Source organism: Vibrio sp. V01_P9A10T6 (assembly GCF_963877065.1).
In the GTDB taxonomy this organism is placed as follows: domain Bacteria; phylum Pseudomonadota; class Gammaproteobacteria; order Enterobacterales; family Vibrionaceae; genus Vibrio; species Vibrio anguillarum.
The window spans coordinates 1-11,561 of record NZ_CAWNTB010000013.1 but is presented as its reverse complement, the minus strand read 5'-3'; the positions used below and the strand labels follow the sequence as shown (position 1 = coordinate 11,561).

12 protein-coding genes are annotated in these 11,561 nt (G+C 47.5%); 2 read left to right on the top strand and 10 right to left on the bottom strand.

Features of this window, described 5'->3' with window-relative positions:
- Positions 1–212 precede the first annotated feature (212 nt).
- The 10 genes from AACQ21_RS00940 to AACQ21_RS00895 form a co-directional block, all read right to left on the bottom strand.
- Positions 213–587, bottom strand: coding sequence for a rhodanese-like domain-containing protein (locus tag AACQ21_RS00940; protein WP_105977405.1), 375 nt, complete (start codon positions 585–587; stop codon positions 213–215).
- Positions 588–637: 50 nt separating this feature from the next.
- Entirely contained in the window at positions 638–1,735 is a 1,098-nt protein-coding gene (locus tag AACQ21_RS00935; RefSeq protein ID WP_013868268.1) for an ABC transporter permease, read from the bottom strand.
- Positions 1,732–2,658, bottom strand: coding sequence for an ABC transporter ATP-binding protein (locus tag AACQ21_RS00930; protein WP_017044975.1), 927 nt, complete (start codon positions 2,656–2,658; stop codon positions 1,732–1,734). Before AACQ21_RS00930 ends, AACQ21_RS00935 begins: the two co-directional genes overlap by 4 nt.
- The gene (locus tag AACQ21_RS00925; protein ID WP_105977404.1) at positions 2,658–3,620 is read right to left on the bottom strand and encodes an HlyD family secretion protein; all 963 of its coding nucleotides are present in this window, start codon (positions 3,618–3,620) and stop codon (positions 2,658–2,660) included. Before AACQ21_RS00925 ends, AACQ21_RS00930 begins: the two co-directional genes overlap by 1 nt.
- Positions 3,621–3,711: 91 nt before the next feature.
- The gene (locus AACQ21_RS00920; RefSeq protein WP_017049313.1) at positions 3,712–4,371 is read right to left on the bottom strand and encodes an HAD family hydrolase; all 660 of its coding nucleotides are present in this window, start codon (positions 4,369–4,371) and stop codon (positions 3,712–3,714) included.
- Between the two features lie 4 nt (positions 4,372–4,375).
- The gene (locus AACQ21_RS00915) at positions 4,376–5,425 is read right to left on the bottom strand and encodes an ABC transporter ATP-binding protein (protein WP_105977403.1); all 1,050 of its coding nucleotides are present in this window, start codon (positions 5,423–5,425) and stop codon (positions 4,376–4,378) included.
- The gene (locus AACQ21_RS00910) at positions 5,422–6,225 is read right to left on the bottom strand and encodes an ABC transporter permease (RefSeq protein WP_105977402.1); all 804 of its coding nucleotides are present in this window, start codon (positions 6,223–6,225) and stop codon (positions 5,422–5,424) included. Before AACQ21_RS00910 ends, AACQ21_RS00915 begins: the two co-directional genes overlap by 4 nt.
- Entirely contained in the window at positions 6,212–7,111 is a 900-nt protein-coding gene (locus AACQ21_RS00905; protein WP_105977406.1) for an ABC transporter permease, read from the bottom strand. Before AACQ21_RS00905 ends, AACQ21_RS00910 begins: the two co-directional genes overlap by 14 nt.
- Positions 7,111–7,914 (bottom strand): alkaline phosphatase family protein, encoded by an 804-nt coding sequence (locus AACQ21_RS00900; protein WP_010318641.1) that lies wholly within the window; start codon positions 7,912–7,914, stop codon positions 7,111–7,113. The genes AACQ21_RS00905 and AACQ21_RS00900 overlap by 1 nt, the downstream gene beginning before the upstream one ends.
- Before the next feature lie 9 nt (positions 7,915–7,923).
- On the bottom strand, positions 7,924–8,985 hold the full coding sequence (locus AACQ21_RS00895; protein WP_105977401.1) for an ABC transporter substrate-binding protein: 1,062 nt from the start codon (positions 8,983–8,985) through the stop codon (positions 7,924–7,926).
- 212 nt (positions 8,986–9,197) lie between these two features.
- Between AACQ21_RS00895 and AACQ21_RS00890 the strand changes: the two genes are divergently transcribed.
- Both AACQ21_RS00890 and AACQ21_RS00885 read left to right on the top strand, forming a co-directional pair.
- Positions 9,198–9,950, top strand: coding sequence for a UTRA domain-containing protein (locus AACQ21_RS00890; protein WP_105977400.1), 753 nt, complete (start codon positions 9,198–9,200; stop codon positions 9,948–9,950).
- 45 nt (positions 9,951–9,995) lie between these two features.
- The gene (locus AACQ21_RS00885; protein ID WP_105977399.1) at positions 9,996–11,222 is read left to right on the top strand and encodes a DEAD/DEAH box helicase; all 1,227 of its coding nucleotides are present in this window, start codon (positions 9,996–9,998) and stop codon (positions 11,220–11,222) included.
- Positions 11,223–11,561 lie beyond the last annotated feature (339 nt).

The following is an 11,561-nucleotide window of genomic DNA, read 5'->3' as shown; positions in this document are numbered from 1 at the left end:
GTGCTTGATATTGAGCTGATCGCCTAGGATCAAGCGTAAGGTTTTGTACGTTTGCATGCTGTATACCGTTGAGATTGGTTATCGAACATCTTCTACGTTCCAATCAAAAAATCGATCATTGTTGCCGAATAACAAGCGCTGTCTTTCTGTTGCGCTTTGAGAGCCAATTAAGAACAAACAAGAGCGATAACGTGAATGTGAGTAGGCTAACATCAATTGAGCGGCTTTATTGCCGAAGGATGAATGATCATTTCCTCTAAACCGCCGCCGTTATGTACTTGAGTGAACCCTTGCTCGAGTAAATAGGCCATGGCTTGGCCCGATCGATTGCCGCTGCGGCAGTAAACCACAATCGGTTGTTGTTTATCGATGTGAGAAAAAGCACGGCTAACAGTATCAAGTGGGTAGTTTAATGCACCTTCAATATGGCCAGCTGCGAATTCTGCTGCGGTTCGAACATCGACTAAAAGCGCGCCATTTTCAATCCATTGCCATGCTATCGTTGAGCGCTCTGATGCCAATGCATCTGAGGTATTGGAGATCAGGCCTACACACAATAACGCTTTGGTCATCAGTGACTTTAACATGTTAGTTTCCTTCTTTTGGCTTAAAAATTAGCCTTCAAATGTGAATGGCGTTAATCAAGGGATTTCTTAAATCTCAACGACGCGACGATAATCCCACCGACGGTAAAGCTCAACATCCATAATGCATCTCGCCATAGATCCATGAGGTTAGCACCGCGCAACACAATCCCGCGGATCATGCGCATAAAGTGAGTCGCAGGCAACGCTTCAGAAATCCACTGCGCTGCGACTGGCATGCCTTCGTAGGGAAACATAAATCCAGAAAGTAAAATCGAAGGCAGTAAAATAAAAACAGTCATTTGCATGGCTTGCAGTTGAGTGGAAGCAATGGTTGAAATCACCAAACCTAAGGTCAAACTGGCGGCGATAAACAGCAAAGTACCGAAGAGAATTTGGCTGATCGCACCATTAATGGGCACGTCAAAAATAAAATGCCCTAAGCCCAAGATGATGAAGACCTGAATTAATCCGACAAAGATATAGGGCACAATTTTGGCGACCATAAGCTCAATAGAGTGAATTGGCGTTGTGATCAGCAGTTCTAAATTGCCGCGCTCTTTTTCTCGCACAATCGCGGCACTGGTGAAGAGGATCATCGTCATGGTTAAAATGACCCCCAGTAAACCGGGTACGATATTGACCGCAGAGCGGCGAGTGGGGTTATAAAACAGCGTGACTTCAAAGGTTTTGACGGTAGCTGGACGAATGTCAAAATCAAAATCGGTCAGCGGCATGGATTGCAGACCTAAAATGGAGGCACTGATCATCGTATCGGAGCCATCAACAATCCACTGACCTAACACGCGTTTTTGCACCGCGCGCTGGGTGAGATCTTTTGGCAGGATCAGCGCTGCTCTCACGTTACCTTGTTCAATCGCATGTTCAGCTTGCTCTGCTGTGGCAAAAGTGTGTTTGACGCTCACAACCTGTGTGGCTTTGACTGACTCTACAATTAACCGTCCGAGGGTACTTTCACTTTGATCAACGATGGCGATCGGAATATTGCGTACGTCAGTATTGATGGCAAAGCCAAATAGCAACAGCTGGATCAGTGGGATCATCACTACCATGCCAAACGTAATTCTGTCTCGCGAGAGTTGGCGTATCTCTTTCACCATCACCGCTTTCATTCGAAACAGTGCTTTCATTGACGCCCCTTGCCAGTCACAGTGACAAAGACATCTTCCAAACTTGGGCGAGCTAGATTCATCTCAGCTTCAGCCAGTTCAGGGAAGGTTGTTTTTAGCCACGCGATAGGTTGTGTGACTTGTTGATGAATAAGGATCCGCAAGCGGATGCCAAGTTGCGCAGCAGAGCGAACCTCCGCCCGAGCCATGACTTTTTCTTTTAATTGGCGCAAATTATGGGCTCGGACTTCGACAATGTTGACGCCCATCGTGTTCATTAAGGTTTCTGGCTCACCATCTGCACGAATTAAACCCGATTCCATGATGGCTAAACGGTGGCAGCGTTCCGCTTCATCCATGTAGTGAGTGGTGATCAAAATGGTGGTGCCTTGGTCTGAAAGATCGAACAATTGTTCCCAAAATTCCCGTCTATTTTCAGGATCGACCGCTGACGTTGGTTCATCCAAAAACAGCAGTTCAGGTTTATGCATCGTGGCGGCTGCTAGTGACAAGCGCTGCTTTTGACCGCCACTCATCCCACTTACGCGTTGTTTTCGGCGCTGATCAAGCCCATAAGTGCACAACTGTTCATTGAGTCGTTGTGCCAATGCTTTGCGCGGCATACCAAAAATTTGTCCAATAAATTGTAGGTTTTCCTCTACGGTTAAATCATCGTATAACGAAAATTTTTGTGTCATATAACCAATTTTTAGGCGCAATTGCTCGGATTGTTTTGGGATCGCTAACCCCAGCACATCAACACTGCCGGAGGTAGGGCTTAATAAACCCGTGAGTACGCGAATTGTGGTCGATTTGCCACAACCATTTGGGCCGAGAAAACCGTAAATGGTTCCTTTGGGGACACTCAGATTGATGCCTTCAATCGCAGTGAAATCCCCAAATTTTTTGACCACATTACGGGCGTGAATGGCGAGTTCAGTCACTATTTTTGCCTCGCTAAATCGACTTGCGCCGGAATGCCAGAAGGGAGCGATTGCGCGGATTCGGGCAGATCCACTTCGGCTAGATACATTAAGCGGGCGCGTTCATTTTCGGTCAGTGCGTAGTAAGGCGTGAAAGAGGGTTCCGTTGCCACCCAACGCACAGTGCCTTGCAGCGGCTCTTTTATACCGTCGATATGCACTGGAAACTGTGCGCCCGGCACGACCGCTAAACGATGTGGTGCGGGAACGTAGACGCGAGCATAAGGGATGCGGCTGGCTTGGATGATAGCGACAATGCCGTTGTTTGGGACGCGCTCACCCAAGTTGTATGGGAGGTTATCCAAAATTCCATCGCGGGTTGCGACAATGGTTAACTCGTCGAGCTTTTGCTGTTGCAGTGAGACGTCGGCTTTGGCGGCGGTCAGCGCCGCTTGCGCTTGTTCAATATCTTCAGGGCGAGTGCCAGCGGTGAGCTTAGCAAACTCTTCTTTTGCAGAATCGAGTTCGGCGCGAGCGGCATCACGCGTGGCGGTGGCGCTGTCTTTTTCTGATTGGCTGAGGAGCTTTTTACCAACCAGTTCTTCCACACGTTTGAAGTTTTGCAACGCCTCTGTCAGTTTGGCTTGCGCGCGATTGACTTTGGCTTGTGCGGCCGCCGTGTCTTCTTGGCGTTCACCATTGCTCAGTTTGAGCAAATACGCTTGCGCTTTGGCCGCCTCTGCGAGTGCATGGGCCAGCACCGCCTGCTGATTTCTGGTATCCAGTCGAACCAATATTTCGCCAGCATGCACTGCGCTGCCTTCCGCGACAGGAAGCGCGCGAATGATCTCATTGGCGGTGGCGGAAAAAGTGATGCGGTCTCGTTCTAAAGTGCCCAATGCTTGCGCGCTATTTTCCGGCGAGCAAGCATTGAGAGTTGACAGTAAAAGAGAGATAAAGGCAATGCGATGTTTCATGCTCATGGCGAGAGGCTCGGTTAACTTATTGTCTTCATACTAGAAGTTTACCGCCAGTGCCTCAAGTTACATGATTCATCAAAAGTAGAGGATGTGATTAGCCCCACTTTAATATCGGCCATTGTTGGGGCTGCGCGTATTGGATGAGGCGCGTGCATGGGTTGACCAAATAGGTAAAATCGGCATGTAGACACAAAGGTAAATCATTGATCGAGTCAGTGAAAAAATGCACTTGACCCACGTATTGTGGGCGCTCAGCTAGCCATTCATTTAAGCGAGTGACTTTACCGTCTCGGTAGGTGGGTGTTCCCAAAATATGCGTGGTGTAATGGTTGTTCTCTATGACCATATCGATACCCATCGCCTCTGCAACGCCGATTTTACGGGCGACAGCTTTAACCAAAAAACTGACCGACGCAGAAATAATGAGCATTTGGATACGCTCGTCCGTTAACTGTTTAATGAGTGCTTTGGCTTGAGGAAATAGCCTAGGTACGATGCGTGTAGTGACACAATCGTCCGCCAAGCGCTGGACTTGCTCTGTGGGCAGGGTGAGCAAAGGTTGCATCGCAAAATCGAGGTAATCTTCCATGTCCATTTCACCGCTGGCATAGCGTGACATGATCAGCCTATCCTGCGCGACAAAATCAGGGTCGCTCGCTATGCCCTTATCGGCCAAATATTCGCTCCAAATCATTGCGCAGTCGCCGTCAATCAATGTGTCGTCCATATCAAAAACGTATAGAGGTGTCGGCATCTATTTAGGCTCTCACAGGTTGTATTTCGTTAAGGTTAAACAGCAACTCTAGCTGGCTGCCAGTGGCAAATAATCGCTCTGACGAACGATTGAGTAAATCGACCGTGAGCTCGCAGCCTCGCACATCCACATGGTAGCGAATCACATTACCCAGTAATTGGTGATGCTTGATGGTGCCATGTTGCGGCGCAGAAACATGGGCACCATAGCTCCGCCCAGCTTCCTTGACGTAGATGGATTCGGGGCGAATAGCCACTTTCCAAGCCGTGTCTATGTTAAACAACTGCTTGGCGGTGGCCGCCTCTACTAAATTGTAATGGCCCATAAAACCAGCCACAAACTCATTGGCTGGCTGAGTATAAATGCTTTCTGGGGAGCCTTGCTGAACGATTTCACCTTGGTGCATTAAAAAAATACGATCAGAGAGAATCATCGCCTCTTCTTGATCATGGGTTACAAATACGGTGGTGAGATTGAGCTCTTTTTGAATATCACGGATCTGCTGGCGTAAATGTTTGCGAATTTTGGCATCCAGTGCTGAAAGGGGTTCATCAAGTAGCAAAATACGCGGTTTGACCACTAAGGCGCGAGCTAAAGCGACGCGTTGGCGCTGTCCACCCGAGAGCTGGTTGGGATAGTGTTTTTCTTTCCCTATCAGCGAAACCAGTTCGACCACTTTTTGTACTTCGCGCGCGATGTAAGCTCTGTCTTGCCCTTGCATTTTGAGGCCAAAAGCGATGTTTTCAGCCACCGTCATATTCGGAAACAGAGCGTAGGATTGAAACACCATGCCAATGCCGCGTTGCTGTGGTGTTTGGTTAGTGATGTTTTCACCGTTGACCCAAATTTCGCCGTCATCGACGGGATTTAAGCCAGCCAAACTGCGTAATAAGGTCGATTTCCCGCAGCCGCTCGGGCCAAGTAGCGTGACAAATTCCCCTTGCTCAATGGAAAATTCAATCCCTTCAAAAACGGTATTGTTGCCAAAACGTTTGGTGAGGTTGGCGACGTGGACGTAATCAGAGCGAGAGGTTATGTGGGTCGTGGAATTCATTGAGTGGATCCTCGGCTAAAACGACTGGCGAGCCAAGTCAGTAAAAAGATAAATAGGAAGTAAGTCATCACTAACGCGGAGGTGAAGTGACCACTAGTCTGACGCATGTTGTAGAGATAAATCTGCAAGGTTTCATAGCGCGTGCCGACCAGAATGTTCGCAAATACAAACTCGCCAAGTAGAAAAGAGAAGGATAGAAACAGCGAAGCCATCAACCCTTTTCTAATGTTTGGCAGTACGATCAGTAAAAAAGCACGGCTGGTGCTTGCGCCGAGCAGGTGCGCGGCGTCCATGAGATCGTGCAGATGGATCGCCTCAAAACTGTTGGCAATTGCACGGTACATAAACGGCAGCGCAATGGTGAAATAAGTGCCAATCAAAATCCAAGGTGTACCCACAATTGGAAATTGGCTATCGGCGTACAGTTGCAGTAATCCAACTGAAGAGACCACAGGCGGTACCGCAAAAGGAATTAAAATCAGCAGGTTCATTACTTTATCGAGACGAGGGAAATAGTAAAACACCACGAAGATCGCCGGAATAATCAAAACCGCGCTGAGTGTCAGAGAAGCGATGCCAATCAGCAATGAGCGGCCAAATGCATCGAGAAAGCGAGGGTCGGTCAGCAGTTTGAGATACCAGTCAAAGGTGAAGCCATCGGGTAAAATCGTTGCGCCCCAGCGTGAAGAAAAGGAATAAACCAAGGTGGCTAAAATGGGCAGCAACATCACTCCCACGATGGAATAGACCACGCTTTTATGAAAGGTGATTTTATTAAGGTTAGGATTAGCGTTTTGCATGAGTGCTCCTTGCGCTATAGCTTTTCGCAATTAGCCACTGATTGATCACAGTAATGAAGGCTAAAATTAGCATCAATACCACGGAAATGGCGGCGGCTAAATTGGGCTCTAAGAACAGATCTCCCGCCACTAAACTGGCAATGCGTACCGTAATGACGTTGTAGTTGCCGGATGTGAGTGCGTAGACGCTGGCATATGCGCCCATCGCATTGGCGATTAGGATAATCAAGGTGCCGAGTAGGGCTGGTGAAAGCACAGGCAAGGCGATTTTTTGCCAATATTGCCATCCGTTGGCACCCAGAGTGGACGCCGCCGCTTGCCAGTCATCACTGAGCGCATCAAATGCAGGATAGAGCAGCAGCACGCCAAGAGGGATCTGAAAGTAGATATACATCGCCAGCAGTCCCCATTTGCCGTACAGGTTGAACTCTTCAATCAAACCGTATTGCTTGAGCAACAAAGTCAGTGCGCCGTTGACCCCAAGAATAATAATGAAAGCGAATGCCAAAGGGACGCCAGCAAAATTACTGCTCATATTGGTAAAGGCGATCACACCATCGCGCAGCTTGCCATCGACTCGGCGTAAGGAGGCGACCAACATTGCTGCAATCGCAAGGCCCGCGACGCTGGACCATATGGCGAGCCACAAACTGTTGCCCAGCCCTTGTAAAATAAAGGATGAGCTGAAGATTTCGCGATAATGGTCCAGTGACCATTGATCGTCAGAGATAAAGCTGTTGAACAGAACCCACAGCATGGGGGCGAGCTGAAATAAGTAGAAAAACAGCGCAAAAGGGGCGAGCCATAACGCAGGTTTGAGTTTGTGTGCCCAGCGCGTTGATTGGCTCAGCACGGCGCTAGGCTTGCTAATAACTTGGCTACTGATCATGCTAAGCACTCCGCAGAAAAGGGCTTATTGTGATCAAGATTAAGCAGTTGGCAGCATAGGCCGCAGAGCTCAGTTTGTTTGATCTCACAAGCTTGGTGCGAAAATTGATCGCCCAATACAAACAGCGGGACGTTGCGCTCTTCGGTTAATATTCCGCCGTGTGACTTGTCATTGTTCATGCCGTGATCGCTGGTCACCATCACTTGGTAGCCATCGTTTAGCCAGCTTTCTAAAAAGTGAGATAACAGCGCATCGGCCATGCGTGCACTATTACGATACTGTCCTGAATCAAGACCAAACTTATGCCCAGCATCATCGATATTCATTGGATGGATCAGTAAAAAATCAGGCTGATGAGTACGACGTAAGTGTTCGGCGTCTAAAAACAGTGCTTCATCGGGATAGTGATCCCAGTGATAAAAACAGCCATGCTGAATATTGAGTGTTTTGTCACAGGTAAAACGATCGCGCGTTGCATCAAAAGGCGCGCGGTTATAGAGCTCGCTGACCCAATGATACGCCGCTGCGGCTGTTGTCAGCCCTTGCTCTTTTGCCAAACTGAAGATGGATTGATGATGTGAAAGGCGCACAATGTGGTTATGAACAATGCCGCTTTCGACAGGCTTTACGCCAGTGAGTAGACATTCATACAAAGGACGCGATAACGAAGGTAATTCACATTGTAGGGAGTATAAGGTTGCTCTTTGCTGCTCAATTAAGCCGTTTAAGTAGCCCATGCAATCACGGGCTACGGAATAATTGAGTCCATCAAGAACAACAAGGATCACCTTATTGTTCATGGTTGCCTCTTACTGCTGGTGGATAATGACATTTTCTTGCCATTGACGTGGCAATTGACGAGCTGATTTTTCCCAAGCATTAAAGTCGCTAATTGGGCTCACGTTCTGGTATTGATCGTTAGCGATCAATTTGCTTTGTACCGCAGCAGGCAGTGCAACGTTGCTGCGGATTGGGCGAGCATAGCCTTGTGCAAGGTTGATTTGGCCTTGATCGCTAAAGATGTATTCACGTGCTAGCTTGGCCGCATTTGGGTTTTTGGCGTATTTATTGATGATTGTGGTGTAGCCGGAAATCACAGAACCATCTTGCGGAATGTTAACGGTAAAGCGGTTACGGTCAATTTGGTCACGGTAACTTAGGGCGTTGAAATCCCACAATACGGCCACTTCAACTTCACCTTTTTCGAGGTTAGCGATACTTGGGTCTGTAAATGATAAGCGCCCTTGCTTGGCGAGTTTGGCAAAAAATTCGATTGCCGGATCGAGGTTCTTTTCACTGCCACCATGAGCAAAAGCAGCGGCTAGTACGGCATTATTTGCTTGCGCGGCAACGCCTACATTACCAATACTGATTTTGTAATCGCCTTTGAGCAAATCGTTCCACGTTTTTGGCGCATTCTTGACTAGATTATTGTTCGAGATAAATGAAATGGTGCCCGTATAAGCCAGAGCCCAGTGGCCATCTTTATCTTTGGCCCAGTCAGGGATGTCATTCCAAGTGCTCGGTTTGTACGCTTGAGTTACGCCTTTTTTCACCGCCACGCGAGCAAACGCAAAGCCAACATCACCAATATCGGCGGTCGCATTTTTCTTTTCGGCTTCAAACTTGGCAATTTCTTGCGCTGAGCTCATATCCGTATCTTGGTGTTTTAGGCCATAAATTTTACCTAAATCGCTCCACGTGTCTTGCCAGTTAGCCCAACTGCCGGGCATACCAACACTGTACACTTGGCCTTCTTGTTTCGCTGCGTTGATCAAAGATTGTAAATCAGCCTCTTTAGCAAAGGCCGAAGTCGAAAGAGTCAGCGCAAGTGCTGTGGCAGTCGCTGCGCGGGTAAATAAGGTTTTCATTGTCGCTATCCTTCTGGACTAGGTCAGTAAGTTCGATTTTTATCCTAAGGAAGAACTGTGACGTTTTCGGTATAGTTATTTGACATTTTTGGTGATTTTTAATTTCACTTTTATTTCAAATTCAATCAATTAGCCTGTCATAAATCTGTTATCTGCGTTGAGTAGTCTAAAAGGCGTTTATTCACTCTGTATACTATTGGACTAGGTCACGCATGAGATTTCGCAGCGCTTTGCCAGTGGCAAATGCTCCTTTAGAAAAGACCCAACTTGGCAACATTAAAAGCACTCTTCGTGAGCAAATTTGCAGTGGGATGCTGAGCGACAGACAAAAACTGCCATCTGAACGTGAATTGAGTGAATTGTTTAATACAACGCGCATTACGATTAAAGACGCTTTGGTTTCACTGGAAACGGAAGGATTGATTTACCGAGAAGAGCGGCGTGGTTGGTTTGTCTCTCCGGCGCGAATTCATTATAACCCGCTATCGCGTTGCCACTTCCACCAGATGCTCCGCGAGCAGCACCGAATCGCAGAAACTAAGCTAGTTGCGGTACGCAGCGTGATGGCTTCTCGTGAGTATGCAAGAGCGATGGATATTGACCGAATTACGCCCATTCATATTATTGAACGGTTGCGCTCGATTGACGGGCGAGCGGTACTGTTTGTCGAAAACTGCCTGATTGCGCAGTGGTTTCCAAAGATATTAGAGGAAAATTTAACCGCTTCGTTAACGCATCTCTATCAGCAAAAATACGGTTACATCACCACGCGTTCTCGTTTTGAGGTAATCCCTACGGCTGCGCCTCTTCATGTGGCAAAAGCCCTTAACTTAGCCGCTGGTCAATCTGTACTGAAAATTTGTCGAGTCAATTACAAACAAGATGGCGAGATCATGGACTGCGAATTTGAGTACTGGCGGCCAGATTCAGTCCTGATCCGTATCGACAGTTGTGATGGAGAATGAATAGCTTTAGACTCGGCGCAACCTTTTTCACCCTGCTAGTCGTTTATGAATTTTTCTAAGCTTAACTTAAGCGCCCCTTTGATGGCTGCGCTGCCTGCGTCGCGACACACGGCGACCAAAATCCAACAATTGGCTATTCCAGCCGTACTTTCTGGGCAAGATGTGCTTGCCTTCGCGCAGACGGGCAGTGGTAAAACGTTAGCTTATGGTTTGCCTTTACTGCAACGGATTGAAGTTAATACTCTTGAAATTCAATCCGTTGTCATTGTTCCTACCCGTGAATTAGCACAACAAGTCAGCCAAGAGCTGAGTACCGTGGCAAGCAAAATGGGTATTAGCTTATGCACTTTATGCGGGGGAGTGGCCCAAGAAGAGCAGCTTGCGCAGTTGGCCAAATTACCGCATTTAATCGTCGCGACACCGGGCCGCTTGCTTGATTTACTCACACAGCAACTGATCTCATTGGAGTCGATGCACAGTGTGGTGTTAGATGAAGCTGACAGACTGTTAGAGATGGGGTTTTGGCCGGATGTACAACGCCTGCTCAGTTTTATGCCCCAAACCAAACAAACGTTGTTGTTTTCCTCCACACTCGCCGCCGATCTCGAACAGGTGGCATTGGCCGTGTTAAATAACCCGGTAAAGATAGAGGCGAATCAAGCCAATCAAGTGGTGGAAGAAATTGAAGAGCAGCTCTACCTTGTGAATAAGGGCAGTAAAGCACAAGCATTAATTGCTCTGATTAAGCAGCGAGCTGGGCAGCAAGTATTAGTGTTCATTAGCGCTCGTGATAGTGCTGACGCGGTCGCGAAAAAATTACTCAAAGCGGGTATTCGTGCGGCAGCTTTGCATGGTGAAAAAGATCAAGTTATTCGCGAGCAAACGTTAGCCGATTTCAAAGCGAATCAAATGGATGTACTGGTGGCCACCGATTTACTGGCGCGTGGTATTCACATTGACGCGCTGCCAGTGGTGATCAATTTTGATTTACCGCCTAGTGCGCCAGTTTATATTCACCGCGTTGGCCGCACAGCGCGTGCTGGTCAAGGTGGTGTGGCGATTTCGCTGGTCTGCCATGGTGAAAGCCAAGCGCTGGAGGCAATCCGTAGCTTAACGCAGCGCGCTTTACCGCTGCAGGCGTTGACCGATTTTCCAGTGACAGACCAACCGACCAGCGGTGAACCGAAGCGCAAACCGCGTGATAAGCAAGCCAACCGCCGCAGTGCTCAAAAGCGCAGCGTGAAGCAGTTTCAACAGAAAACAAGCCATTAAGTCGCTCAATATACGCATGCTATTGTGCGTTTTGATGGAGTAAGGAAACTAAGTGACTCAGGAAATTTATGCATTTATTACGATTGAAATGGCACATTAATCGAGTTTATGTGTAAATTTTCAGAAGCTTATTGTGAACAACCTATCATTATTGGACTAAATCAAGAAAATGCAGTATTCAGTTTCATGAGATTATATTCACAATTTTAGAATCATTTCTAGGATAAATATTCTTTAATCCACGTTATTAACACGATTGTGGATAATTAGTCGTTAGTCAATCATTATCAATATAAGCGATGACTTTCTAGTCAAATAATATTTTAATGTATGTCACAT